At 71.8% G+C, this 25,552-nt stretch carries 19 protein-coding genes; 5 read left to right on the forward strand and 14 right to left on the reverse strand.

The genetic code is table 11. From position 1 onward, the window contains the following. Nucleotides 1-3: 3 nt before the first annotated feature. The 7 genes from K7I03_RS11355 to K7I03_RS11385 all read right to left on the reverse strand — a co-directional run bounded on the left by K7I03_RS11355 (nucleotide 4) and on the right by K7I03_RS11385 (nucleotide 7,402). Nucleotides 4-1,062: a hypothetical protein gene (locus K7I03_RS11355; protein WP_185941766.1), complete on the reverse strand. Its 1,059-nt coding sequence runs from the start codon at nucleotides 1,060-1,062 to the stop codon at nucleotides 4-6. Then, nucleotides 1,059-1,616 (reverse strand): RNA polymerase sigma factor, encoded by a 558-nt coding sequence (locus K7I03_RS11360; RefSeq protein WP_185941767.1) that lies wholly within the window; start codon nucleotides 1,614-1,616, stop codon nucleotides 1,059-1,061. The genes K7I03_RS11355 and K7I03_RS11360 overlap by 4 nt, the downstream gene beginning before the upstream one ends. An 84-nt stretch (nucleotides 1,617-1,700) precedes the next feature. Then, complete coding sequence (locus K7I03_RS11365) at nucleotides 1,701-2,750, reverse strand: ABC transporter ATP-binding protein (RefSeq protein WP_185941768.1); 1,050 nt, start codon at nucleotides 2,748-2,750, stop codon at nucleotides 1,701-1,703. Beyond that, nucleotides 2,750-3,748: an ABC transporter ATP-binding protein gene (locus K7I03_RS11370; RefSeq protein ID WP_185941769.1), complete on the reverse strand. Its 999-nt coding sequence runs from the start codon at nucleotides 3,746-3,748 to the stop codon at nucleotides 2,750-2,752. The genes K7I03_RS11365 and K7I03_RS11370 overlap by 1 nt, the downstream gene beginning before the upstream one ends. A gap of 10 nt (nucleotides 3,749-3,758) precedes the next feature. Continuing rightward, on the reverse strand, nucleotides 3,759-4,823 hold the full coding sequence (locus K7I03_RS11375) for an ABC transporter permease (RefSeq protein WP_221902719.1): 1,065 nt from the start codon (nucleotides 4,821-4,823) through the stop codon (nucleotides 3,759-3,761). Next, complete coding sequence (locus tag K7I03_RS11380; RefSeq protein WP_185941770.1) at nucleotides 4,816-5,739, reverse strand: ABC transporter permease; 924 nt, start codon at nucleotides 5,737-5,739, stop codon at nucleotides 4,816-4,818. Before K7I03_RS11380 ends, K7I03_RS11375 begins: the two co-directional genes overlap by 8 nt. 34 nt (nucleotides 5,740-5,773) lie before the next feature. Further along, nucleotides 5,774-7,402 carry a peptide ABC transporter substrate-binding protein gene (locus K7I03_RS11385; RefSeq protein ID WP_185941771.1) on the reverse strand — a complete coding sequence of 543 codons (1,629 nt, stop codon included), beginning with the start codon at nucleotides 7,400-7,402 and terminating at the stop codon, nucleotides 5,774-5,776. Between the two features lie 584 nt (nucleotides 7,403-7,986). Between K7I03_RS11385 and K7I03_RS11390 the strand changes: the two genes are divergently transcribed. The 4 genes from K7I03_RS11390 to K7I03_RS33800 all read left to right on the forward strand — a co-directional run bounded on the left by K7I03_RS11390 (nucleotide 7,987) and on the right by K7I03_RS33800 (nucleotide 14,125). Continuing rightward, nucleotides 7,987-8,157, forward strand: a complete 171-nt coding sequence (locus K7I03_RS11390) for a hypothetical protein (RefSeq protein WP_154080448.1) — start codon at nucleotides 7,987-7,989, stop codon at nucleotides 8,155-8,157. 87 nt (nucleotides 8,158-8,244) lie between these two features. Then, nucleotides 8,245-11,322 carry a lantibiotic dehydratase gene (locus K7I03_RS11395; protein WP_185941772.1) on the forward strand — a complete coding sequence of 1,026 codons (3,078 nt, stop codon included), beginning with the start codon at nucleotides 8,245-8,247 and terminating at the stop codon, nucleotides 11,320-11,322. 1 nt (nucleotide 11,323) lies between these two features. After that, on the forward strand, nucleotides 11,324-12,646 hold the full coding sequence (locus tag K7I03_RS11400) for a lanthionine synthetase C family protein (RefSeq protein ID WP_224346999.1): 1,323 nt from the start codon (nucleotides 11,324-11,326) through the stop codon (nucleotides 12,644-12,646). A 270-nt stretch (nucleotides 12,647-12,916) separates the two neighbouring features. Continuing rightward, nucleotides 12,917-14,125, forward strand: a complete 1,209-nt coding sequence (locus tag K7I03_RS33800; RefSeq protein ID WP_185941773.1) for a cytochrome P450 — start codon at nucleotides 12,917-12,919, stop codon at nucleotides 14,123-14,125. Nucleotides 14,126-14,191: 66 nt separating this feature from the next. On the opposite strand, the gene K7I03_RS11410 is transcribed toward K7I03_RS33800, so the two are convergent. From K7I03_RS11410 to K7I03_RS11440, 7 genes are all read right to left on the reverse strand, one after another. Next, the gene (locus K7I03_RS11410) at nucleotides 14,192-15,364 is read right to left on the reverse strand and encodes an ABC transporter ATP-binding protein (protein WP_185941774.1); all 1,173 of its coding nucleotides are present in this window, start codon (nucleotides 15,362-15,364) and stop codon (nucleotides 14,192-14,194) included. Further along, nucleotides 15,357-16,409 carry an ABC transporter ATP-binding protein gene (locus K7I03_RS11415; protein WP_004941835.1) on the reverse strand — a complete coding sequence of 351 codons (1,053 nt, stop codon included), beginning with the start codon at nucleotides 16,407-16,409 and terminating at the stop codon, nucleotides 15,357-15,359. The genes K7I03_RS11410 and K7I03_RS11415 overlap by 8 nt, the downstream gene beginning before the upstream one ends. Before the next feature lie 11 nt (nucleotides 16,410-16,420). Next, nucleotides 16,421-17,434 (reverse strand): ABC transporter permease, encoded by a 1,014-nt coding sequence (locus K7I03_RS11420; protein ID WP_185941775.1) that lies wholly within the window; start codon nucleotides 17,432-17,434, stop codon nucleotides 16,421-16,423. Next, nucleotides 17,427-18,353 (reverse strand): ABC transporter permease, encoded by a 927-nt coding sequence (locus K7I03_RS11425; protein WP_152262286.1) that lies wholly within the window; start codon nucleotides 18,351-18,353, stop codon nucleotides 17,427-17,429. Before K7I03_RS11425 ends, K7I03_RS11420 begins: the two co-directional genes overlap by 8 nt. 93 nt (nucleotides 18,354-18,446) lie before the next feature. Then, nucleotides 18,447-20,075, reverse strand: coding sequence for a peptide ABC transporter substrate-binding protein (locus K7I03_RS11430; protein WP_185941776.1), 1,629 nt, complete (start codon nucleotides 20,073-20,075; stop codon nucleotides 18,447-18,449). A gap of 466 nt (nucleotides 20,076-20,541) precedes the next feature. Next, nucleotides 20,542-22,449, reverse strand: a complete 1,908-nt coding sequence (gene typA / locus K7I03_RS11435; RefSeq protein ID WP_185941777.1) for a translational GTPase TypA — start codon at nucleotides 22,447-22,449, stop codon at nucleotides 20,542-20,544. Nucleotides 22,450-22,804: 355 nt separating this feature from the next. After that, nucleotides 22,805-24,898, reverse strand: a complete 2,094-nt coding sequence (locus K7I03_RS11440) for an ABC transporter family substrate-binding protein (protein ID WP_185941778.1) — start codon at nucleotides 24,896-24,898, stop codon at nucleotides 22,805-22,807. A gap of 332 nt (nucleotides 24,899-25,230) precedes the next feature. On the opposite strand from K7I03_RS11440, the gene K7I03_RS11445 reads away from it, so the two are divergent. Then, the gene (locus K7I03_RS11445; RefSeq protein ID WP_185941779.1) at nucleotides 25,231-25,506 is read left to right on the forward strand and encodes a hypothetical protein; all 276 of its coding nucleotides are present in this window, start codon (nucleotides 25,231-25,233) and stop codon (nucleotides 25,504-25,506) included. The last annotated feature ends 46 nt before the right edge of the window (nucleotides 25,507-25,552 follow it).

Below are 25,552 nucleotides of genomic sequence, written 5' to 3' on the forward strand. Positions count from 1 at the left end.
GCCTCAGTCCGCCGTGGCCCCCGGCAGCGGGAGGGACGTCATCCTGGGACGGGGCTTGGCGGGAGGCGCCTCCCGGACGGGCCGGGTGACCAGGTAGGTGGTGCGGTTGAACACGGCACCGTCCTTGAGCCCGCCGAGGTACATGTCCCGCGGATCGGCGTCGCCCACCAGGAAGGTCGCCGTCTCCAGCACCCGGTGCGTCCGGGGATCGATCACCATGCGGGCCCTCCGGCCGCCGCCCGTGTAGTCGAAGGCCGTACCGGTCCGGCCGCTGTCGTCGCGGACCGTACCCACCGCCCGCACCCCGGGGATGCCGGGCAGCAGGTCGTACAGCGCGGCCCGCAGCCGCGGCGAGGCGGGCGACCGTGCGAGCAGTTCCTCGATGCCGTTGAAGAGCCCTTCCGCCGACGGATCGCCCATCCCGGGCACCTTGGCGGTGAGTACCGTGCGCAGCGTCTCCCGGTCCGTGGGCAGCTTGCCGAGGTCGTCCCACCGGACTTCCCTGCTGTTCACCTCGAACGCCAGGCTCTTGCCGTCCGCCGACCGCGGCTCCTGGTACACGGGTCCGTCCCCCGACCTGGACCGGACCTCCGTCCGGCCCAGCCAGACGGTCCTCGTGGACTTCTCCTCGGCGCCGCGCGGGCCCCTGGACATCTCGGCGGTCCGCACCTCGAAGAACGCGCCGGGCTCCCCCGACGGTGTCGCCGCCGTCTGCGCCGCCCGCACCCGCCCCCCGTCGTCCCCCGGCCCGAACCAGGCCGCCGCGCCCACGGCGACCGCCACCACCGCGGCGGCCGAGACGAGGACCGGCGCGCGACGGCGCCAGCGGGCGCGGAGCGGTACGGCGCCGGGCGCGTCCGGCACGCGCGGGGCGGGCGCCGCATCGGTGCCCTCCGGCGCGTGGCCCTCCTCGGCGCGCGCCGCCGCCCGGACCGCGTCGAGAGCCGCCGCGACGACGTCCGCCGGGGGCGGCTCGACGCTCCCGGCCGCGCGCAGCCGGGCGGCGCCGGTGAAGTCGAGGTAGTCCTGCTCGGTGCCGTCCTTGCGTGCGTTCCCGCTCATGTGAGGTCTCCTGTCAGGGGCAGCGTGCCGGAGGGGGCGAGGGCCGCGCGCAGCCGGGCGCGCGCCCGGTGCAGCCGGGAGCGGGCCGTGCCGGCCGGGACGCCGACCACGGCGGCGGCCTCGGCCGGGGAGAGCTGCTCCCAGGCGACGAGGAGGATCAACTCTCTTTCCACATGCGGCAGCTCCGCCATCGTCTCGCGGATCAGCGGCGCGACCGCGGCCGCGTCCAGCCGCCGGTCGACCGCGTACCAGGGGTCGCTGCTCGGCTCGTCCGCCCGTATCTCCCGGCGGTGCCGGGCCTCCCCGCGCCAGTGCGCCGCCAGGACGTTCCGGGCCACCCCGAACAGCCAGGCGCGCGCCGTGCCGCGCGCCGGGTCGTACGTACCCCGCGCCGTGAACGCCTGGAGCCACGCCTCCGCCAGCAGGTCGTCCGCCGCCCCGGGCGCCCGGCGCGCGAAGTAGCCGTGCAGCGCGGTCGCGTGCCGCCCGACCAGCGGCTCGAAGGCCCCCGCCTCCCCTGCCGAGCGCACCAGCAGCTCATCGTCGGTTTCCACCGGCCATCCTCCCCCGGCCGCCTGGTCAGCGGCCCTCGGACCGTACTTGTCGGCCGGCGGGGAGAGCGTTCGCGGGGCCCCGGCTCAGGCCTCCTCCCCCGCCGTCGGCACCACCCGCCGCTCCCCCGCGTAGTGGCAGGCGGACACGTGCGCCGCCGGTCCGCCGCTCTCCCGGAACGCCTCCGGGACCTCCAGCGGCGGCACCACCTCGGCGCAGCGGCGCCGGGCCTTCCAGCAGCGGGTGCGGAAGCGGCAGCCGGACGGCGGGTTGGCGGGCGAGGGGACGTCGCCCATCAGCAGGATGCGGTCGCGGCGGGTGCGGACGGACGGGTCGGGCACCGGCACGGCCGACAGCAGCGCCTGGGTGTAGGGGTGGGTGGGGTGTTCGTAGATCTGGGCGTCGGTGCCCGCCTCCACCAGCCGGCCGAGGTACATGACGGCCACCCGGTCGGAGATGTGCCGGACGACGGAGAGGTCGTGGGCGATGAAGACGTACGACAGCTCGAACTCGTCCTGGAGCCGTTCCAGCAGGTTGACGACCTGGGCCTGCACGGAGACGTCGAGCGCAGAGACGGGCTCGTCGGCGACGATGATCTCGGGGCGCAGGGCGAGCCCGCGCGCGATGCCGATGCGCTGCCGCTGGCCGCCCGAGAACTGGTGCGGGTAGCGGTTGACGTGCTCGGGGCTGAGGCCGACGACCTCCAGCAGCTCCCGCACCCGGCGCCGCCGGTCGCCCTTGGGGGCCACCTCCGGGTGGATGTCGAAGGGCTCGCCGACGATGTCGCCGACGGTCATGCGCGGGTTCAGCGAGGTGTACGGGTCCTGGAACACCATCTGGATGTTGCGGCGGACGGCCTTCAGCGCCCGCCCCGAGAGCCGGGTGATGTCCTCGCCCTTGTACAGGATCCGCCCGGCGGTGGGCCGTTCGAGGTTGACGAGGAGCCGGGCCAGGGTGGACTTGCCGCAGCCGGACTCGCCGACGACGCCGAGGGTCTCGCCGCGCCGCAGGTCGAAGGAGACGCCGTCGACGGCCCGGACGGCGCCGACCTGCCGGCGGACGAGGACGCCGCGGGTCAGCGGGTAGTGCTTGACCAGGTCGCGTACCTCCAGGACCGCCCCGCCGTCGGCGCGCATCAGGAGGCCCCCCGGCTCTCGTCGAGGGTCTCCCGCCAGAAGTGGCAGGCGCTGCTGCGGCCGGGGGCCACGGGGAAGAGGGGCGGCCGGTCGGTGCGGCAGACGTCCTGGGCCCTGGGGCAGCGGGGGTGGAAGGGGCAGCCGGGCGGGATGGCGACGAGGCTGGGCGGCAGGCCCTTGATCGCGTGCAGCTCCCTGCCCTTGCGGTCCAGGCGCGGGACGGACTCCAGCAGGCCCTGGGTGTAGGGGTGGGCGGGGGCGGCGTAGAGGTCGCGGACGGGGGCGTTCTCGACGACGCGTCCCGCGTACATCACCGCGATCCGGTCGGCGACGTCCGCGACGACGCCCAGGTCGTGGGTGATGAGGATGAGGCCCATGGTGAACTCCCGCTGCAACTCGGCGAGGAGGTCCATCACCTGGGCCTGCACGGTCACGTCCAGCGCGGTCGTCGGCTCGTCCGCGATGATCAGGTCCGGTTCCAGCGCGAGCGCCATCGCGATCATGATGCGCTGCCGCATGCCGCCCGAGAACTGGTGCGGGTAGTCGCCGGCCCGGTCCTTGGCCGCCGGGATCCGCACCCGGTCCATCAGCGTGACCGCGCGGGCCCGCGCGTCCCTGCGGGTCATGCCCTGGTGGACCTCGTACATCTCGGCGAGCTGGGCGCCGACGGTGAGCACCGGGTTGAGCGCCGAGAGGGCGTCCTGGAAGATCATCGCCAGCCGGTCGCCGCGCAGCCGGCGCCGGTGCTCGGCGCCCATGGTGAGCAGGTCCTGGCCGCGGAAGAGGACCTGACCGCCGGTGACGCGGCCGGGCGGCGAGTCCAGGATGCCCATGACGGCCTGCGCGGTCACCGACTTGCCCGACCCGGACTCGCCGAGCACGGCCAGCGTCTCCCCGGCGTCCACCGAGCAGCTGACGCCGTTGACGGCCTTGGCCACGCCGTCCCGGGTGCGGAACTCGACGTGCAGGTCGCGGACTTCCAGCAGGGCGTCGCTCACGGCCGTCTCCTCAGCGCAGTTTGGGGTCGAGGGCGTCGCGCACCGCGTCGCCGAGCATGATGAACGCGAGCACCGTCACGCTGAGGAACCCGGCCGGCCAGAGCAGCATGTGGGGGGCGTTGCGGATCTGGTTGGAGGCGTTGGAGATGTCGATCCCCCAGGAGACGGTGGGCGGTTTGAGGCCGACGCCGATGAACGACAGGGTGGCCTCCAGGGCGATGTAGGTGCCGAGGGCGATGGTGGCGACGACGATGACGGGGGCCACCGCGTTGGGCGCGATGTGCCGCAGCAGCAACCTGCGGTCGCCGGCGCCGAGGGCGCGGGCGGCGTGGACGTAGTCGTGCTGCTTGGCGGCGACGACGGCGCCGCGCGCGATCCGGGAGATCTGCGGCCAGCCCAGCAGCACGATGAAGCCGACCACCGGCCAGACGGAACCGCCGGTGACGACGGAGAGGAAGACGAGGCCGCCGAGGATGATGGGGATGCCGAAGAAGACGTCGGCGAGCCGCGAGAGCAGCGCGTCCCACCAGCCCCCGTAGTACCCGGCGAGCCCGCCGAGGACGCTGCCGAGCAGCGCGGACCCGGCGGTGGCGCAGACGCCGACGGTGATGGAGGCGCGGGCGCCGTGGATGGTGCGGGTGAAGACGTCGCAGCCCTGGGCGTCGAAGCCGAAGGGGTGGCCGGGCTGCGACCCCTCCTGGGACTTGGCGAGGTCGCACTGGAGAGGGTTGCCGCCCGCGACCAGTCCCGGCCAGACGGCGATCAGCAGCAGGAAGGCGATGACCAGCGCGGAGAGCAGGAAGACGGGGTTGCGGCGCAGATCGTGCCAGGCGTCCGACCACAGGCTGCGCGTCTTCTCGGTGGCGCGCGGGGCCGGTTCGGACGGGGGCTTCCCCGCCGGCCGTTCCAGGGTCTCCGCCTCGCGGGAGGCCAGCCGCGCGGCGCCGCCGTCGCCGGGACTGACGGGACCGGCGGGGATCACCGGGCCGACGGGACCGCCGAGGCCACCGGGGCCGCCGAGGCCGCCAGGGGCCGCTCCCTCCGGGGTCTGCGGCGGGTACGGGGGCTCAGACATGGCGGATCCTCGGGTCGAGCACGGCGTAGAGGAGGTCGACGATCAGGTTGGCGAGGAGGAAGACGAGGACCAACACGGTCACGAAGCCGACCACGGTGGGCGAGTTCTGCCGGAGGATGCCCTGGTAGAGCTGGTAGCCGACGCCGTGGATGTTGAAGATCCGCTCGGTGACGATGGCGCCGCCCATCAGCGCGCCGACGTCCGCGCCGATGAAGGTGATCACGGGGATCAGCGAGTTGCGCAGCAGGTGCCGGACGACGATGCGGTGGCGCGGGAGGCCCTTGGCGACGGCGGTGCGGATGTAGTCGGCGCGGGCGTTCTCGGCGAGCGAGGTGCGGGTCAGCCGGGTGACGTAGGCGAGCGACACCAGGCCCAGGACGGCGCCGGGCAGCAGCAGTTCGGCGAAGGTCGCCCCGGGCGAGACGGACGGGGAGACGACCGCCCACTTCACTCCGAAGAGGTACTGGAGGAGGTAGCCGCTGACGAAGGTGGGGACGGAGACGACGATCAGGGTCACCATCAGCACGGAGGTGTCGGCCGGCCGGCCGCGCCGCAGCCCGCTGACGACGCCGAGGGCGATGCCGACGACGACCTCGAAGGCGACGGCGACGATCGTCAGCCGCAGCGTCACCGGGAAGGCGTCCCCCATCAGCTCCAGCACGGGCTGCCCGGTGAAGGCGGTGCCGAAGTCCCCGGTGAGGATCTGGCCCATGTAGTGCAGGTACTGCTTCCACAGCGGCTGGTCGAGGTAGAGCTCGGCGCGGATGCGGGCGGCGACGGCCGGGTCGGGCGCCTTGTCGCCGAACAGGGCGGCGACGGGGTCGCCGAGGGCGTAGACCATGAAGAAGATGAGGAACGTGCTGCCGATGAACACCGGGATCATCTGGAGCAGCCGGCGGATCACGTACCGTCCCATGGGACCCCTCCTCGTGGTGCGGTGGAGACGGGGATCACTTGGCCTTGATCCGCTCGTACACGGGCACGCTGAACTGGTTGAGCGTCACGTCGGAGATCTCGGCGGTGTAGCCGGCGTTCCCGTTCTGGTACCAGAGCGGGATCGCCGGCATCAGCTCGGTGAGGACCCGCTCGGCGTCCTGGAACTTGGCGACCGCCCTTCCGGTGTCGGACTCGGCGTTGGCCTCGTCGACGAGCCGGTCGAAGCGGGCGTCGCTGAACTTGCCGTAGTTGGACGAGGCGTCGGTGTAGTAGGTGGGCTGGAGGAAGTTCTGGATCAGCGGATAGTCCATCTGCCAGCCGGAGCGGAACAGGCCGGTCATCCGCTGCTGGGTGATCTTGTTGCGGAAGTCGGCGAAGGTGCCGACGGGGTTGACGGTGCACGCCCGGTCGTCGCCGAGGGCGTTGTTGACGCTGTTGCACACGGCGTCCATCCACACCCGGTGGGACCCGCTGTCGACGTTGGAGGTGAGGGTGACCCGCCCGCCGGGCAGCCCGCCGCCCTCCCGGATCAACTGCTTGGCGCGGCCCGGGTCGTAGGTGCAGACCTCTCCGCACAGCCCGGCCTTGTAGCCGCCCTTGTCGCCGAGCACGGGTGAGGTCCAGTCGCCCGCCGGCGTCCGGGTGCCGCGGTAGATGCGCCGGGTGATCTGCTCCCGGTCGATCGCCATGGACAGCCCCCGCCGGACCTTCTCCATCCCGGCCTTCGTCCACCGCTCGTCGTACAGCGGGAAGACGAGCGTCTGCAGGATGCCGGCCGGCTGGTTGATGTAGCGGTCGCCGAGGTCCTTCCGGACGTTTCTCAGCTGGGTGCTGGGAATGTCGTCGACGAGGTCGATGTTCCCGGCCTGGAGGTCGGTGTACGCGGTGTTGTTGTCGGTGTAGACGCGGAGTTCCACGCCGGTGTTCGCCGCCTTGTCCGGGCCCGGATAGCCGTCCCATCTGCTGAGCCGCATGACGGACCCCCGGGTGTACGCGTCGATCGCGTACGGCCCGTTCCCGACGGGTTTCCGCAGCCACCCGGCGTGGTCCTCGAAGAAGGCCCGGGGGAGCGGGGCGAAGGCCGGGTAGCCGAGGGTGTCCGGCCAGGTGGAGAACTTGGTGCGGAGCTTGACGGTGAAGGTCCGGGGGTCTTTTACGGCGAGCCCGGAAAGAGTCTTGGCGGTCGCCTCACCCCGCGCGGGATGCACTTTCTCATAACCGTCGACGTACGCGAAGAAAGCGGCGTTCTTCTGCCGGTTGTCCACCAGTGCCGCGTAATTCCACGCGTCCACGAAGGACTGCGCGGTGATTTTCTCCCCATTGCTGAACGTCCAGCCGTCCTTGAGGTGGACGGTGAAGTTCTGGGCGTCGTCCGACTCGATCTTCTCGGCCAGCATGTTCTCGGCGGCGCCGGTCCCCGGGTCGTACCGCTTGAGCCCCCGGAAGATCAGGTCCAGTACCTTCCCGCCCTGCACCTCGTTGGTGTTGGCCGGCTCCAGCGCGTTCTGCGGATCCCCCCACGACGCCCGCACCACCCCCACCGTCCGCTCGTCCACCCCGCCCCCACACCCGGCGGCGGCCACCACGACGAGCCCGACGACACACAGGGCCATTCCGGCCCGGGTGCGTACGCCTCCTCGCATGGATGCCTCCTCGGGGCCGGGAGCCAGGCCGGGTCGGGCCGGGGAACGGACTACGGCGGGGACGCCGACGCAGGGACAAATATCACCAATCGGATCACTCAGTGCACTCCCACAGGCGCTGAACGTGCGCCTCGGCGGCGAGAAACCGCCCGGATGCGGGATCGGCGGCGCCGACGGGAGCGGGCGGGGTGTGCCGGGACACGCCGACGGGGCGGAGGAACCGCCGACGCCCCCGCACGCCGGAATGCCACCCGAAAAACGCCCGCCACGGAGAGCGTGGCAGTAACTTGACACACTCTTTCCGGGACCCGGATGTTCCGGTTCTGCTTTCCGCTTCTTTACCGACCTACAGCCCTTGCGTCATAACCCTGCGCACCCCGCCGGCAGCTTTGCGTGGCGCATCGCACGGGACATCGCACGCGAATACCCGACGGCCACGACAAGGCGGACACCGGTTTCCGGAAATGATTACCGACGATCCCTTGATCACCACTATTACCCCCGCCTAAGGTCACCGGCAGTTCGTCGAACTCACATTTCGACTCGCGGGGCCTCGGCCACGCGACGACAGTCAGGAGATTTCTATGCCGAACATGGACTCCATCGACGCCGCCCAGGATTACCTGGACGTCACCGACCTCGACTTCGATGTCAACGTCCCGGAGACGGACTTCACCGTCACCCGGTACGCCACCAGCACCAGCACCTGCAACAGCTGGGGCGGTCACTTCAGCCGCTGCTGGAACTGCAACTGACGACCGGCTCCCACCGGCACCGGGGGCGGCTTCGGCCGCCCCCGGCTCGCGTCCGGCCGCAGTCGACCGCACACAAGGGGGCATGGCTTGCCGTACGACCACTACGAAACCGCCGGGCCGCTGTTCGTCCGCATGGCCGGCGCACCCCGCACCCGGTACCTCCCCACCGGGGAGACGGACCCGCGGGCGCACATCCGCCGGCTCGCCTCCGACCCGCTGCTGCGCGAGGCGGTACGCGTCGCCAGCGGCAGCCTCGCCGACACCCTCGACCGGCTGGAAGCCGGAGAGCGGCTGAGCCCCAAGAACCTCACCCGCACCGCGTTGTCCCTCACCCGGTACGCGTTGCGCCACAGTGGCCGCCCCACCCCGTTCGGCCTCTTCGCCGGGGTGGCCGTCGCCCGGACGGGCCCCGCGCGGGCGGAGATCACCGGACCGGGCCGGAAGTCCGTCCGGGTCGACGGCACCTGGCTGGAGGGGCGCGTCAGGCAGTGGCTGACGGTCCCGGAGGTCCGGCACCGGATCTCCGTGGCCGTCAACGACCTCTGCCGGGTCCGCGGTGACCGCCTGCTGCTTCCGGCCGGGCGGGGCGAGACCTCCGTACGCCGCAACGCCCTGGTCGACTGGGCCTGCGAGACCGCCGCCGCCCCGGTCCCGTACGGCGAACTGATCGCGAAGGCGGTCGCGGCGTTCCCCGAGGTGCCGGCCGAGCGTGTCGACGGCGCCCTGGCCCGACTGCTGCGGCACGGCTTCCTGCTGGGCTCGCTGGGCGAGCCCGACGCCGACGGCCGGATCCTCGACCGGGTCGAGGAGGCCGTGGCCGGACTGCCGGACGCCGTCGCCGAACTGCGCGGCGCCCGGGCCGCCCTCGCGGCGTACGAACGGACGGACCCGGGCGCCGGGGAGACGGTGTGGCGGACCGCCGTGGCCGCCCTCTCCCCCGACCGCCCGGCAGGCACCCCGCCCGTCCAGGTCGACCTGGGCGCGGTCGCCGACGTCCGCCTGCCCGAGGCCGTCGCCGAGGAGGTCCGTCGGTACGCCTCCATGATGTGGACGCTCTCACCCCGTTGGGCGGCCCTGCCGCATCTGCGGGACTACCAGGACGCGTTCGTCGACCGCTACGGCGCGACCGGCCTGGTCCCGCTCGGCGAGCTGACGGACCCGCACCGCGGCCTCGGCCTGCCCGCCGTCTACCGCGACCCCGACGCCGCGCCGCCTCCGCACGACCCCCGCGACGACACCGCCCGCCGGCGCCGCCTGCTGCTCGCCGAGCTGGTGCAGGAGGCCATGTCCGCACACGACGGCGAACTCCGGCTCGACCCCGACGTCCTGGCCCTGCCGGCGCGGGACGAACCGTCGGAGGCGGAGCGGCGGACCGCACCGCCGCAGTCGCTGGACCTCTGCTTCCAACTGCTCGCCGACGACCTCCAGGCCCTGGACCGGGGCGAGTTCCGGCTGATCGCGGGCCCGCACACGGGTTCGTGGACCGCGGGCGCCACCGTCGCCCGGTTCGCCGGCGTCACTGGTGCCACCGAGGACCTGGCCCGGGTGCTCGGCCGGCTCGACGACGGCCGGGCCCTGCCCGCCCAGGTCGTCTTCCGCCCGCACGACCCGCGCGCGCTCAACCCGATGCGCGTCCCCGCGCTCGTGCCGCACCGCATCCCGGTCGGGGTGTACGCCGATCCCGCCCTGCCGGGCCACCTCGACTGGCGCCGGCTGCTCGTGGGCGTCGACGCCTCGGGGCTGCGGCTGACGGACCCCGCGACCGGCCGGACGGTCCTGCCGGTCGTCCCCCACATGGTCAACCCGCACAAACTGGCGCCCGGCCCGGCCCGGTTGCTGATCGACATCGGGCACGGCCGGGGACGGCCGTGGACCGGCTGGGACTGGTACGGGCTGGAGGACCTGCCCGCCCTCCCCCGGGTGACCTTCGGCAGGGTCACCCTCTGCCCGCGCCGCTGGAAGCCGGACCGGCACCTGCGCGCGGCGGCGGCCGACCCCGACCGCTGGGACGCCGCGGTGGCCGCCTGGCGGGACCGCCACGGGATACCGCGCCACGTCCAGCTGGTCCTCGACGACCGGGGCTACGGTCTCGATCTCGACGACCCCTGGCACCGCACGGTGCTGCGGCACGAGGTCCGCGCCGCCGTCCCCTTCCTCGTCACCGAGGACCCGTCGGCCGACGGCACCGGACTGGGCTGGGCCCACGGGCACCGGACCGAGGTGGTGGTCCCGCTGGTCCACCGCCCCGAGCCCGCCGGGCCGGCACCCGGCACCGGGCCGGCACCCGCCGCCGCGCCCCGGACCGTCGCGCCGTCCCCCCGCGCCGGACGGCACCTACCCGGCGAGGACTGGCTCTACGCCAAGCTGTACGCCGCGGAGGACGCCCACGCCGAACTCCTCGGCCGGTGGCTGCCCCGCCTCGTGCGGGAGGCCGGCGAGGACGCCGACCGGTGGTTCTTCCTCCGGTACCGGGACCCGGACCCGCACCTGCGGCTCCGCTTCCACGGCGACCCCGGGCCGCTGCACGGCCGCCTCCTGCCCGTGCTCGCCCGGCACGCGCGGTCCTGGCAGGACGCCGGGCTGCTCCGCCGGCTGGTCCTGGACACCTACGAGCCGGAGACAGGCCGCTACGGCGGTCCCGACGCGCTGCCGCACGCCGAACGCCTCTTCCATCTCGACAGCCGCTCGGTCCTCGACCAGCTCGCCCTGCGCGCCCGGGGCGGCCCCCGACCGCCGGACGAGGTCCTGGCCGCCGCCAACCACGCCGCCCTGCTGGAATCACTGGGCGACTGGGACTGGTGCGCCTGGGTCGACGCCGTCTTCTCGAAAGGCGCGGAGCACAGCGCGTTCCAGCGGCACCGCGCGGCGGCCAGGGAAGCCGTCCTGCCGGGCCGGGCGGCCACCGGCCTCGCCACCCTCCTGGGCGCGCCCCACCTGGCGGAACTGTGGGCCGGTGCCCCGGCGGGCCGGGCCTACGGGCCGCTGGTGGTGCCGCACGACACCGCCGCCCTCCTCGGTCTGCTCCACATGCAGCACAACCGGCTGTTCGGCATCGACCGGGACGGCGAGGAGCGGGGGTACGCCGTCCTCCGCGGCATCGCACGCGAGCACCTCGGGCGCCGCCGCCACACCGGCACCGGCACGAGCCCCCGAAAGGACGTCTGACGTGCGGGCACCACGCCATGCCGACGAGGCCCGTGCCGTGGCCGCGCGGGTGCTCGGCCGGCTCGCCGAGCCGGAGGCCGTCGAGGCCGGGACGGGCTATCCGGACCTTCCGGCCGGTCCGGGCACGGAAGCCGACGGCCTCTGGGTCCCCCTGTCCCTGGCCAACGGGTTCCCCGCCGTCTCGCTCGCCTTCAGCGGCGCCACCGAGCGCCACCCCTCGCACGTCACACACGCCCACGCCCACCTGCGGCGGTCGCTGACGGCGGTGGCCTCCGGGAACAACCCGCCCGGCGGCCTCTACGCCACCACGAGCGCCGCGGCCTACGCCCTGCTGATCGCCCACCGCGCCACCGGCGGCTACCGCGACGCGCTCGCCCGGCTGGACGTCTACCACCGCGAGCTCGTCCGGCGGGCGCTGCCCCGCGTACCGTCCGAACCCGTCGCCTCCAACGCCGAGTTCGAGCTGATCCGCGGCATGAGCGGCGTGGGCCGGCACCTCCTCGCCCGGGGCGGGAGCGCCAAGGAGGAGACCCGCGCGGTGCTGGAGTACCTCACCTCCATGGCGCTGGGCGGGATCACCCGGCGGGGGCACACGGTCCCGCACTGGTGGGCGCGGGCCGCGCCCAGAGCGGGCCAGGAGGCGGAGCTCCCGGACGGCCACCTCAACCTCGGTCTCTCGCACGGCGTGAGCGGACCGCTCGCCCTGCTGTCGCTAGCCTGGCGGTCCGGCGTGGCCGTCGACGGACAGCGGGAGGCCGTCGAGGCCGTCGTCGGACTGCTGGAGACGTGGGCCGTTCCCGACGGCGAGGGGCTGCGATGGCCGCCGTACCTCACCCTGGACGACTGGGCCGCCGGACCCGGTGCGCCGACCGCGCCCCCGCAGCGGCCCTCCTGGTGCTACGGCTCCCCCGGCATCGCGCGCGCCGTCCAGCTCGCCGCCCTCGCCCTCGACCGCCCCGACTGGCACGACCTCGCCCACCGCTCCCTCCTGCCCCTCCTCTCCCGCCCGGTGGCGGACTGGGGCCTGGAGGACGCCGGCCTCTGCCACGGCACGGGCGGCGCGCTGCACGTCCTGGGGCTGCTGCGGCAGCACATCGACGACGAGCGTCTCGACGCCGTCGTCGACGAGCTCGCGGCCCTGACCATCGGGCACTTCCGCGAGGAGCACCGCTTCGGCTTCCGCGCCTCCGTCACGAACGCCCCGGAAGGCGCCGACGTCCCCGGCTTCCTCGACGGCGCCGCCGGCACCGCCCTCGCCCTGGACGCCTACGCGCACGGCGGCCGGGCGCACGCGGGGTGGGACATGGCGCTGCTGGTCAACTGAAGCCCGACGGAAGCGGATTACGGCACAGCGCCCCCGGGCACGGGAAGCGGAAATCCGAGGACCGCCCTCCGATTCCCTTCCGGCCCCCTTCCGTCCTTTCCCTGTCCCCGGGCCCCGCCCCCTCAGTACGATGCGTCGTCTCGCATTCAATTACCAACCCCGTCGGTTGCAGCGCAGTTCGGCGGTCGCGGACGACCAGGAGGAACGCGGATGAGCGAGCCGGAACCACGGCATCCGGGGACGGGACGGATGTGCACCAGGGAATCCCCCGTGTCCGGGAATTCCGCCGGGCCGGGATCACCCGCCGGCGCGCTTTTCGACCCGCTTTCCCCGGCCTTTCTCCAGGACCCCTATCAGGTCTATACCAAGTTGCGGCAGGAGGACCCGGTCCACCGTCATCCGGAATCCGGGCTCTGGGTGATATCCCGCTACGAGGACTGCCTGACGGTGCTCCGCGACGACGCGCTGTTCACCGCCGACCCGCGCCGGCTGCGGGACGCAGGAGCGCTCGGGCCGGAGCGGGCCGGCACGCTCGCGCCGGAGGAGCGGGCGCCGGTGCGGGAGCTGCTGACCGACGCCTTCCGGGCGCAGGACTTCGGCCAGCTGGCGGCGGACGTACGGGAGTTCACCCGGCGGCTCCTGGCGAGGCAGGGGGCGCGGACGGAGACGGACTTCGTGACCGACCTCGCGATGCCCGTCGCCTCCTACGCGGCCGGGGCGCTGTTCGGCGGCGGCCTCGCGCGGCGGGACGGCTTCCTCGACACCTGCCGGGACGCCGCCCGCGGCATGACGGCCGGGGCCACGCCCGAGGAGACCGAGGCGGGACTGCGTGCCCGGGCCCTGCTGGGCCAGATGCTGCGCGCCGAGTACCGGTACGCGCACGGCGGCAGCGACCGCCGCGGCGGCGTCCTGCGCTACCTGCGGCTGCACGAGGCCGAGCGCGCGGTCGCCCTTGAAGCGCTGACCGGCGCGCTGTGCGCGCTGCTGTTCGCCGCGCTCAACTCGGGCCCGCGCCTGCTCGGCAACGCCCTGAACGCCCTCATCCGCACCCCCGGGGCCCTCCCCCGCCTCGCCACCGCGAACGGCCCCCGGCTGACGGCCGCCCTGAACGAACTGATCCGCTACGACAGCCCGTTCCAGGCCCAGGACCGGGCGGTGACCGCCGCGACGACGCTCGGCGGACGCCGCCTGGCCGCCGGCGACCGGGTCCGGGTGCTGCTGGGCTCGGCCCACCGGGACCCCGAGGTGTTCCCCCACCCCGACCGGCTGGACCTCACCCGCACCCCGAACCCGCACTTCGCCTTCGGCCTCGGCCCCCACGCCTGCCTCGGCGTCCCCCTGGCCCTCCTCGAAGCCCGCGTCCTCCTCACCGAGTTCGCCACCGCCCACCCCGACGCCACCCCCGACGCCCCGGGCCGCCACGAACCCCACCCCACCCTCCGCGGCTTCCTCACCCTCCCGGTCGCCCTCGGCCGCTGACACGCGTCAGGGGCTCCCCGGACCGGCCGGGAAGCCCCTGACGAACGCGACGGGCGGACAGCGCGGCTACGCGGCGCCCACCACCTGCTTCTCCTCCGCGAAGTGGCAGGCCGACTCGTGGGCCGCCGGGATCTCCTTGCCCGCGAAGACCTCCGGCACCGCCAGCAGCGGCACCTCCTCGGCGCACTTGTCCTGCGCCTTCCAGCAGCGGGTGCGGAACCGGCAGCCGGACGGCGGGTTGGCCGGCGACGGGACGTCACCGGTCAGGATGATCCGCTCGCGGCCCTCGCGGGCGTCCGGGTCGGGCACCGGCACGGCCGACAGCAGCGCCTGGGTGTACGGGTGGGTCGGGTGGTCGTAGATCTGGACGTCGGTCCCGATCTCGGCCATCTTTCCCAGGTACATCACGCCGACGCGGTCGGAGATGTGCCGGACGATCGACAGGTCGTGGGCGATGAAGATGTAGGAGAGGTTGAACTCGTCCTGGAGCTTCTCCATCAGGTTGACGACCTGCGCCTGCACGGACACGTCCAGCGCGGACACCGGCTCGTCGCAGATGATGATCTCGGGGTTCAGCGCCAGCCCGCGCGCGATGCCGATGCGCTGCCGCTGGCCGCCCGAGAACTGGTGCGGGTACCGGTTGATGTACTCCGGGTTGAGGCCGACGACGTCCAGCAGTTCCCGGACCCGCTTCCGGCGGTCGCCCTTGGGGGCCACCTCCGGGTGGATGTCGAAGGGCTCGCCGATGATGTCGCCGACGGTCATCCGCGGGTTCAGGGACGTGTACGGGTCCTGGAACACCATCTGGATGTTGCGGCGCACGGCCTTCAGCGCCCGCCCCGACAGCTTGGTGATGTCCTGGCCCTTGTAGAAGACCTCGCCCGCGGTGGCCCGCTCCAGCGTCATCAGCAGCTTCGCGACTGTGGACTTGCCGCAGCCGGACTCGCCGACGATGCCCAGCGTCTCGCCCTGGTAGAGGTCGAAGGAGACCCCGTCCACGGCCTTGACCGCGCCGACCTGCTTCTTGAACAGGATGCCCTGCGTCAGCGGGAAGTGCTTGACGAGGTTGCGCACCTGGAGGATCGGCTCGCCGCGCTCGACGGGCGCGTCGAGGACGGCCTCCACCTCGGCGGTCGTGCTCGCGTCGGCCACGTGCACGTCGGAGACGTTGGGCGTCGCGTCCACGGCTGCGTCCTGCTCAGCGGACTTCCCGCCGGGCTTCTTGCCGGTCTCAGCCATGGATCGTCTCCTTCCAGAAGTGGCAGGCGCTCCGCCGGCCCGGCAGCGCCGCGCCGTCCGCCTCCGCCACGTCGTGCAGCGCCGGGATCTCCGTACGGCAGATGTCCTGCGCCTTGGGGCAGCGCGGGCTGAACGCGCAACCCGCCGGGATGTGCAGCAGGTTGGGCGGCAGGCCCTTGATCGCGTAGAGCTCCTGGCCCTTCTGGTCCAGGCGCGGGATCGAGTCGAGCAGACCCCGGGTGTACGGGTGGGCCGGGCGCTTGTAGAGCTCGTGGACGGGCGCGGTCTCGACGATCCGGCCCGCGTACATCACCGCGATCTTGTCGGCGACGTCGGCGACGACACCGAGGTCGTGGGTGATGAGGATGAGCCCCATGTTGAACTCCCGCTGGAGTTCGGCCAGGAGGTCCATCACCTGCGCCTGGACGGTGACGTCCAGGGCCGTGGTCGGCTCGTCCGCGATGATCAGGTCCGGCTCCAGGGCCAGCGCCATCGCGATCATGATGCGCTGCCGCATGCCGCCCGAGAACTGGTGCGGGTAGTCCCCGACCCGGTCCTTGGCCGCCGGGATCCGGACGCGGTCCATCAGCTCGATGGCCTTGGCCTTGGCGTCCTTCTTCGACAGCCCCTGGTGGATGCGGAACATCTCGCCGAGCTGGTAGCCCACGGAGAGCACCGGGTTCAGGGAGGACAGCGCGTCCTGGAAGATCATGGCGATCTTCGCGCCCCGGAGCTTGCGGCGCTCCTCGGCGGACATCTTCAGCATGTCCTGGCCGCGGAAGAGTATCTCCCCCTTGGGGATCTTCGCCGGCGGCATGTCGAGGATGCCCATGATGGCCTGCGCCGTCACGGACTTGCCGGAGCCCGACTCGCCCAGCACGGCGAGCGTCTCGCCCGCGCTGACCGAATAGTTGACGCCGTTGACGGCCTTGGCCACGCCGTCCCGGGTGTGGAACTCGACGTGCAGGTCGCGGACTTCCAGCAGCGGCCCGGCGTCCGGGCCCTTCCGCTCGGGGGCGTCCGCCGTCTTCTCGATGGTGGTCACGTACGCCTCCCTCAGCGCAGCTTGGGGTCGAGGGCGTCGCGCACCGCGTCGCCGAGCAGGATGAACGCGAGCACGGTGAGGCTCAGGAAGCCGGCCGGCATGAGCAGGGCGTGCGGCCCGTCGCGCAGGTCCTTCTGGCTGGCAGAGATGTCCACACCCCAGGAGACCGTCGGGTCCTTCAGGCCGATGCCCAGGTAGGACAGCGTCGCCTCGGTGGCGATGTAGCCGCCGAGCGCGATGGTGGCGACGACGATCACCGGGCCGAGCACGTTCGGCAGGATGTGCCGGAAGAGGATCCGGCCGGTGCCCGCGCCGAGCGCCCGGGCGGCGGTGACGAAGTCCGCCTGCTTCTGGGTGATGACGGCACCGCGCATGACACGGGCGATCTGCATCCAGCCGAAGGCGGTCAGGGCGAAGGTCACCGTCCACACCGTGCGGTTGGTGAACGCCTGGAGCAGCACCAGGCCGCCGAGGAGCAGCGGGATGCCGAAGAAGATGTCGGTGATGCGGGAGAGGACGGTGTCGAGCCAGCCGCCAAAGTACCCGGCGAGCATCCCGATGATGCCGCCGACGACGGTGACCGCGAGGGTCACACAGACACCGACGATGATCGAGGCCCGGGCGCCGTGGACGGTACGCGCGTAGACGCTCTGCCCCTGGACGTTGTACCCGAACCAGTCCGCCTGGAAGAAGTGCGACCAGTTCGGCCCGGTGAGGTAGTGGTTGCGCAGGTCGGCCTGGCGCGGGTCCACGTCGGTGAACAGCGTCGGGAAGGCGGCCATGAGGACGAGCAGGACCAGCAGGACGCCCGACGCCCAGAACAGCCAGCTGCCGCGCAGCTCGCGCCAGGCGTCCTGGCCGAGGCTGCGGGGCTTCTCGGACGACGTCTGCTTGTCGGCCATGGTGGTGAGTTCGGCGGCGGCCGCGACGCTCGCGGCGGAGACGTCCGCGAAGCCGCCGGAGAGGCTGGGGCCGGTGCCCATGACCTCGCTGGGGGTCACCTCGGGGGTCTTCTTGTCAGGCATAGCGGATCCTCGGGTCCAGGACTGCGTAGAGCAGGTCGACGACCAGGCTGCTCACGAGGTAGACGAGCACCAGGACGGTCACGACGCCCACCACGGTGGCGCCCTCACTGGTGATGACGGCCTGGTAGAGCGTGTTGCCCACGCCGGGGACGTTGAAGATGCCCTCGGTGACGATCGCACCGCCCATGAGCATGCCGAGGTCGGTGCCGAGGAACGTGACGACAGGAATGAGCGAGTTGCGCATCAGGTGCACCCCGACGACCCGGCGCCGGGGCAGGCCCTTGGCCACCGCGGTGCGGATGTAGTCGGCGCGGAGGTTCTCCGCCACGGTCGTCCGCGTCAGCCGGGTCACGTACGCCAGCGAGAGCAGGGCCAGCACGACGGCCGGGAGGACCAGCTGGGTGATGTCCTCCGAGTCCCGGACGGTCGGTGCCACCAGTTTCCACTTCACACCGATCAGGAACTGGGCCATGTTGCCGAGCACGAAGACCGGGATGGACACCACGATCAGCGTGAAGATCAGGACCGCCTGGTCCAGGATCTTGCCGCGCCGCAGCCCCGTGAGCACACCGAGGCCGATGCCGAAGATCAGCTCGATCACGAAGGCGAACAGCGCCAGCCGGATGGTCACCGGGAAGGCGTCCGCCAGCAGGTCGGACACGGGCCGGCCGGTGAAGCTCTGCCCGAAGTCGCCCTGCAGGAGACCGCTGAGGTAGTCCCAGTACTGCTGGATCAGGGGTTTGTCCAGCCCGTAGTCATGGCGCAGTTTCGCAACTGTCGCCGGATCGGCCGCCTTCGCGCCGAACATCGCCTTGACGGGGTCGCCCGGCAGCGAATACACCATCAAGAAAATAAGCAGCGTGGTCCCGATGAACACCGGGATCATCTGGAGCAGTCGCCTCGCGACAAAGCGCCCCATCGTTCCTCCTGTCGCCGACGGGCCCAGCGGCCGCCGCCTGTTCCTCGTGGGAGGCGGACGGCCACTGGGCCTGCGTCACTGCAAACGTCCCGGTTACTTCTTGACCTCGACCTCGGTCCAGATCGCCTGGCGCTGGTAGTCGATCTTCACGTTCTGCACGCGCTTCGAGTAGCCGGCGACGGTGTGGTCGGTGAACAGCGGGATCGCCGGCATGTCCTCCATGAGCTTCTTCTCGGCCTCGAAGTAGCCCTTGTTGGCCTCTTCGGGCGTCTTGGCCTCGTCCGCCTTGTTCATCAGGGCGTCGACGTCCTTGTTGCTGTAGCCCATGTCGTTGGCGCCGGCACCGGTGCGGAACTGCTCGGTGACGAAGTTGGCGATGTTCGGGAAGTCCATCACCCAGGCCATACGGAACGGGTTGCTGAGCTTCTTCTCGGTGATCAGGTCACGCGACTCCTGGAAGGTGGACTTCGCGTCGGTCACGCACTCGACACCGGTGTTCTGCCGGATGTCGTTGCAGACCGCGTCCACCCACTCCTTGTTGGCGCCATCGGCGTTGTAGGTGATGGTCACCTTGTTGCCGGGGACGCCGCCGCCCTGCTTGATGAGGTCCTTGGCCTTCGCCGGGTCGAACTTGCAGTACTCGCCACAGGCGCCGTCCTGCCAGCCCGGGATGCCCTTCGGCGTGAAGCCGGTGGCCGCGTCCTTGCTGCCCTTGAGCGCGGTCTTGGCGATGGTCTCGCGGTCGATCGCCATGGACAGGCCCTGGCGGACCTTGGCCTTCTCCGGCTTGCCCCACTCCTTGTCGTAGAGCGGGAAGCCGATGTTGGTGTTGCCGCCGTACGGCTGGCTGATGGCGCGCTTGCCGAGGTCCTGCTGGAACTTGCCCACCTGCGAGTTGGGCACCTGGTACATGATGTCGATCTTGTCCGACAGCAGTTCCGCGTAGGCCGCGTCGTCCTTGCTGAAGAACTTGAAGTCGATGCCGCCGTTCTTGGGCTTGTCGTCACCCTTGTAGTCGGCGAACTTACGGACCTTCAGCTCGACCTTGTGGGCCCAGGAGCCCTCCATCTTGTACGGGCCGTTGCCGATGGGGTGCTCGCCGAAGGCCTTGGGGTCCTTGTAGAACGCCTCGGGCAGCGGGAAGAAGGCGTCGTAGTACAGCCGCTGCTTGAAGGTGGAGACAGGACGCGAGAGCTCGATGGTGAACTCGTTGTCGTTGACGACCTTCAGGCCCGACATCGCGTCGGCCTTGGGGTCGCCCTTCTCCGGGTGGACGTCCTCGTAGCCCTTGATGGCCTCGTACCAGGAGGAGTTGAGCTGCGCGTTCTTGGCGTTCGCGGCCCAGTTCCACGCCTTGACGAAGGAGTTCGCGGTGACCGTCTCGCCGTTGTGGAACTTCCAGCCCGGCTTCAGCTTGACGGTGTAGTGCTGGTTGTCAGTGGTCTCGACGCTCTGCGCCTGTGCCATCTGCAGCTTGTTGTCGATGTCGAAGGTGACCAGGCCGCGGAACATGTTGGCCATCATGTAGTGGCCGCCGACCTCGTTGGTGTTGGTCGGGATGAGCCCGCGCTGCGGCTCGGTGTTGTAGTACGTGAAGACCCCGTTGGGGTCAACGGCCGCACTGCCCTCGTCATCGTCCTTGTTGCCGCCGCCACAGGCCGTCGCCGCCATCGCGACGACTATCGCACCCACGACCCACTTGGCGCTCTTGGCACCGCGCATGGGTATCCCTCCTCAGGAGTCCACTGTCACCAGATAGGAGGAACCGGCCCCTACGCGCTGACACCCCTGACAGCGCTCACAGGAACCGGAACCCCCGAATGTGCTCGTGAGCCCCCGCACTCCCCACAGCGCGTGACCCATTGACCCGAGCTAATGGCCCCACTATTGAGCACCGCCGCTCCTTAAACCACACTTACTGGGTCTCGCTTTGGTCACATCGATCACTGCCACATGCCCGAAATACGGACAAAGACGGCCCAGACAGACACGTACGAAACGGGCTGTTGACGCCACATCGGGAGGGGAGCGTCCGTTATCCGGACGACTCGTGCGTCGTGGCGCGAAAACACCGAGAGGCCCGGCACCCCTCGCGGGGTACCGGGCCTCTGCGTCACCGGACCGGGTCAGCGACGAACTGACGCGACGTCAGTGGTCCTTGACGCGGCTCAGCCGTGCTTGACGCGGCTCAGCCGTGCTTGGCGCGCGACGCGGAGCGGCCGCGCTCCTTCTGGTCGAGGACGACCTTGCGGATGCGAACCGCCTCCGGGGTGACCTCGACGCACTCGTCGTCGCGGCAGAACTCCAGGGACTGCTCCAGCGACAGCTTGCGCGGCGGGACGATCGCCTCGAAGGAGTCGGCGGAGGAGGAGCGCATGTTGGTGAGCTTCTTCTCCTTGGTGATGTTGACGTCCATGTCGTCGGCGCGCGAGTTCTCGCCGACGATCATGCCCTCGTACACCTCGGTACCCGGGTCGACGAACAGCACGCCGCGCTCCTGGAGGTTCGTCATCGCGAACGCGGTGACGGCACCGGCGCGGTCGGCGACCAGAGAACCGTTGTTACGGGTCTTCAGCTCGCCGAACCACGGCTCGTGGCCCTCGTGGATCGAGTGGGCGATGCCCGTACCGCGGGTGTTCGTCAGGAACTCCGTACGGAAGCCGATCAGACCGCGGGACGGCACGACGAACTCCATGCGGACCCAGCCGGAGCCGTGGTTGGACATGTTGTCCATCCGGCCCTTGCGGGTGCCCATGAGCTGCGTGACCGCGCCCATGTGCTCCTCGGGCACGTCGATGGTGATGCGCTCGACCGGCTCGTACGTCTTGCCGTCGACCTGCTTGGTGACGACCTGCGGCTTGCCGATGGTCATCTCGAAGCCCTCGCGGCGCATCTGCTCCACCAGGATGGCCAGCGCCAGCTCACCGCGGCCCTGCACCTCCCAGGCGTCGGGACGCTCGGTGTCGAGCACCCGGAGGCTGACGTTACCGATCAGCTCGCGGTCCAGCCGGTCCTTGACCTGACGGGCGGTGACCTTGCGGTCCTTGACCGCGGCCTTGGCGTCCGCGCCCTTGCCCGTGCCGCCACGGCCGACCAGCGGCGAGGTGTTCGTACCGATGGTCATGGAGATCGCCGGCTCGTCGACCGTGATCAGCGGCAGCGCGACCGGGTTCTCCGGGTCGGCCAGGGTCTCGCCGATCATGATGTTCGGGATACCGGCGACGGCGCAGATGTCACCGGGGCCGGCCACCTCGGCGGGCTTCCGGGTGAGCGCCTCGGTCATCATCAGCTCGGTGATGCGGACGTTCTGGATGGTGCCGTCGCGCTTGATCCACGCGACCGTCTGGCCCTTGCGCAGCTCGCCCTGCTCGACGCGGAGCAGCGCGATACGGCCGAGGAAGTTGTCGGCGTCGAGGTTGGTGACGTGGGCCTGGAGCGGCGCGTCCTCCTCGTACGTCGGGGCCGGGACGTGCTCCAGGATGGTGGAGAAGAACGGCTCCAGGTTGGTGCTGTCCGCCGGGACGGTGCCGTCCTCCGGCTTGGTCAGCGAGGCGATGCCGTCGCGGCCGCAGGCGTAGACGATCGGGAACTCGATCTGGTCCTCGTCCGCGTCCAGGTCGAGGAAGAGGTCGTACGTCTCGTTGACGACCTCGTCGATGCGGGAGTCCGGGCGGTCCGTCTTGTTGATGCACAGGATGACCGGCTTCCGCTGCTGCAGCGCCTTGCGGAGCACGAAGCGCGTCTGCGGCAGCGGGCCCTCGGAGGCGTCGACCAGCAGCACGACCGCGTCCACCATCGACAGACCGCGCTCGACCTCACCACCGAAGTCGGCGTGGCCGGGGGTGTCGATGATGTTGATCGTGATCGGGGCCCCGCCGTCCTTGGGGTGATACTTCACCGCCGTGTTCTTGGCGAGGATCGTGATGCCCTTCTCACGCTCCAGGTCGTTCGAGTCCATGACGCGGTCGTCAACGGAGTCGAGCTGGTGCGCGGCGAAGGCGCCGGCCTGCTTGAGCATGGCGTCGACGATGGTCGTCTTGCCGTGGTCGACGTGGGCGACGATGGCGACGTTACGAATGTCATGGCGCGTGGGCATACTTGCGGCGCTTCTCCCGGGATCGTGGATGCCCGCGCGTCCGGTCCGGTACGCGGGCCTGCCGGGCGATCGAGCCACGGCCTTTACTCCATGGTACGGGGAACTCCGACCGGAGGCCGCCCGGGGAGCGGTGCGGTGCCTCTGACCTGCGGTGACATGCCCCGGTCCCGCCATTTCGCCGTTTCTTCCAGGGCTCCGCCCCGGACCCCGGCACCGCGGCTCCGCCGCGAGGTCCTCAAGCGCCGGACGGGCTGATTCGGCCCGTCCGGCGCTTGAGGACAACTGCGCGGAGCGCGGTTTCATGGGGTCTGGGGCTCGCCCCAGGAAACGGCGAAAGGGCGGGACCGGGGCACCCCTACCTCAGGAACCCCATGTCCTGATACCGCGGGCTGGCCAGCCCGAAAGCACCGACGTTCGCCAGGGCCCGCCGCGAGGCGACAAGCTCCGGCCGCTGATAGAGCGGCACGGACCCCGCCGCCGCCCAGATCCGGGCGTCCGCCCGCACCACCAGATCCCGCGAGGCCTCCGCGTCCAGCTCCGTCGAGGCCTGTTCGAAGAGCCGGTCGATCTGGTCGGTGCCGACCCGCGTGTAGTTCTGCTCCACCTGGAGCGACCCGTCCGCCGCCGGCCGCGGCTTGGCGAAGATGGGCCGGGCGTCGGTGGCGGGGAAGGCGCTGGCGGGCCAGGAGTAGAGGGCGAGGTCGAAGTCGCCGGAGGCGATGTGGTCGCGGAAGAAGCCCGCGTCGTCGACCGTGACGAGGTCCGTGTGGATGCCGACGGCGTCGAGCTGCCGGGCGATCCGCTCCCCGACCTGCCGCAACGGCTCCGCGCCCGTGCCCTTGGGGAGGACGAACCGGAGGGCCAGCCGCTTGCCGTCCTTGAACCGTACGGGCACGGTCTTCGCCGCACTCCCCTTGCCGCCCCCGGCGTCCCGGGCGCTCTTGTCGTCCCCACCGGCCCCGGCGCCGCTTCCGGACCCGTCTCCGCCTTCCTCCCCCGCGTCCGCCGGCTCCGGCAGATTCTCGGGCTTCTCGGCCGGCACCCCGGCCGCCGGCTCCGGCGCCGACCCGGGAGCCGGTGACGCCGGGATTCCCGGAGATTCCAGGTCGGGAGCCCCATGCGGCTCCGCCTTGTCGTCCCGCCCATGCCGTGCCCCCGCCCCGTCGGCCTGAGCCCGCCCGCGCCCGGCCGGCTCGCTCCGGCCCTCCTTCCAGCCGGCGTCGGCGAGCAGGTCCCGGGCCGCGCCGGGATCGGCGGGCCCGACGGCGTCGCTGTTGTCCTCGTAGCCGGGCTGCCCGGCGACGAGGACGTGGCTGCCCAGCGGGTCGGCCGGCAGCCCGAGGGTGCCGAGGACGTACCGGGCGAGCTCCTTGCGGTCGACGGCCCGGACGACGGCCCGCCGCACCCGTTCGTCGGCCAGCGCGCCGGAGGTGCCGTTGAGGGCGAGCTGCGTCCACACCGGTTCCAGCGCCCGGTGGACGACGAGGTCGTGCAGCCCGGCCGCCGCCTCCGGCTTGTTGGCGTCGTCGGCCTTCTTCGCCGGGGCGTTGGCCCGGTCGATCCGCTCGGCCGCGGCCGGGGTGATGTCGGCGAGGTCGACACCGCCGTTGGCCAGCGCGTCGGCGCGTTCGCCGCGCGGCACCGCGCGGAGCACCAGCCGGTCGAGCTTGGCCCGGTCGCCCCACCAGCGGGGGTTGCGGACGAGGGTCAGCGTGCCCTGCCCGTCGTTGCGCTCGCCCACCTGGAACGGGCCGGCCGCGAACTTGAGCTCCTTGCGCATCGAGTCGTTGAACGCGTTGCCACTGGCCATCGCCGCCCGGGGGTAGAGCGGGGTGAAGAGGGAGGCCCAGTCCACGTACGGCTTCGCAAAAGTGATCTTCACTTCGCGGGCGTCCGCGCCGCGTTCGACCTTGTCGATCCGGTCGTAGCCGGCGTTGCCCGTCGACCAGAACGCGCTGTCCTTGCCGCGCAGCGCCTTCCACTGGGCCTCGAAGTCGGCGGCGGTGATCGGCGTGCCGTCGCTCCACACCGCGCCCGGGTTCAGCCGGTAGACGACGACCTGCCGCGGCTCGCGCGCCACCACCTCGGCGGAGAGCAGGTAGTCGGGGTTGCGCTGGGGGCGCCCGCGGCCGTCGAGGGTGAAGAGGGCGGGCAGCACCGCGCCCGCCACCTGCCGGGTGGCCGCGTCGGCGTCCGACTGGAAGGCGTTGTAGGTGGCCGGCAGCGCGTCGACGGCCCAGGTCAGCGTGCCCTTGTCGGCGATCTTCGCGCGTGGTGCGGCGGCCACGTCCTGGATGCCGGCGGGCGGTTCGGCGCTCTCCCCGGAGCCCCCGCAGCCGGCCAGCGCGGGCAGCGGCAGGAGCGCGCCCGCGGCGAGCAGGGCGGCGGAACGGCGGGTGCGGCGGAGGCGGCGGACGCGGGGCCGCTCGCTCGTCGAGAGGGGGAACATGGGCGACAACCTCCGCCGTACGGGGTCCGGATCCACGATCAGGGGGTCGATCAGGGGCCGGTCAGCCGGTCCAATGAACCGCTGATCGGATCTACTGCCGACCACTGAAAGCGACGACCCGCGCGAACGGGGTGCCGACACGGCGCCTCCCCGGCGCACGCCACCCGCCTGGACGAACGTTTGGGCAGCGGCAGGGCTCGCGAGGAATGCGCTCCCGCGAAGGTGCAATCGGGGCCGCTATCTTCCCCTGAAGGGGTGTGACGCGCGACACTCTCTGTCGCATCACAGTCGCCACCCGCAACCGCCCGTACCGCGGAAGTGAGGGCAGATCCGTGTCCCTGAACGACGACCTGACAGCGGTTCAGCGCTGCCTCGGCGAACTCGACCGCGCCCTGGGCCGGCTGGAGCGCCGGCTGGGCAGCGGAGGCCCGGAGCTGCGGCGGATGCGTTCCGACGCCGGCCACCTGCGCGAGAGCCTGACGCTCCTGTGCGAGGCCCAGCCCCCGGAGCGCCCCCGCCCGGCCATGGTGCAGATCCCCGACACCCCGTACGACCCCGCGCTCTGGCGGGATGCCGACGAGGAGGGCATCGGCTCCCGCGCCCCGTAGCGCCGCCGGCGGCCCCCCTGAGCCCCCGCGCCCGGCGTCCCACACC

This window comes from Streptomyces mobaraensis (assembly GCF_020099395.1).
Taxonomy (GTDB): Bacteria; Actinomycetota; Actinomycetes; order Streptomycetales; family Streptomycetaceae; genus Streptomyces.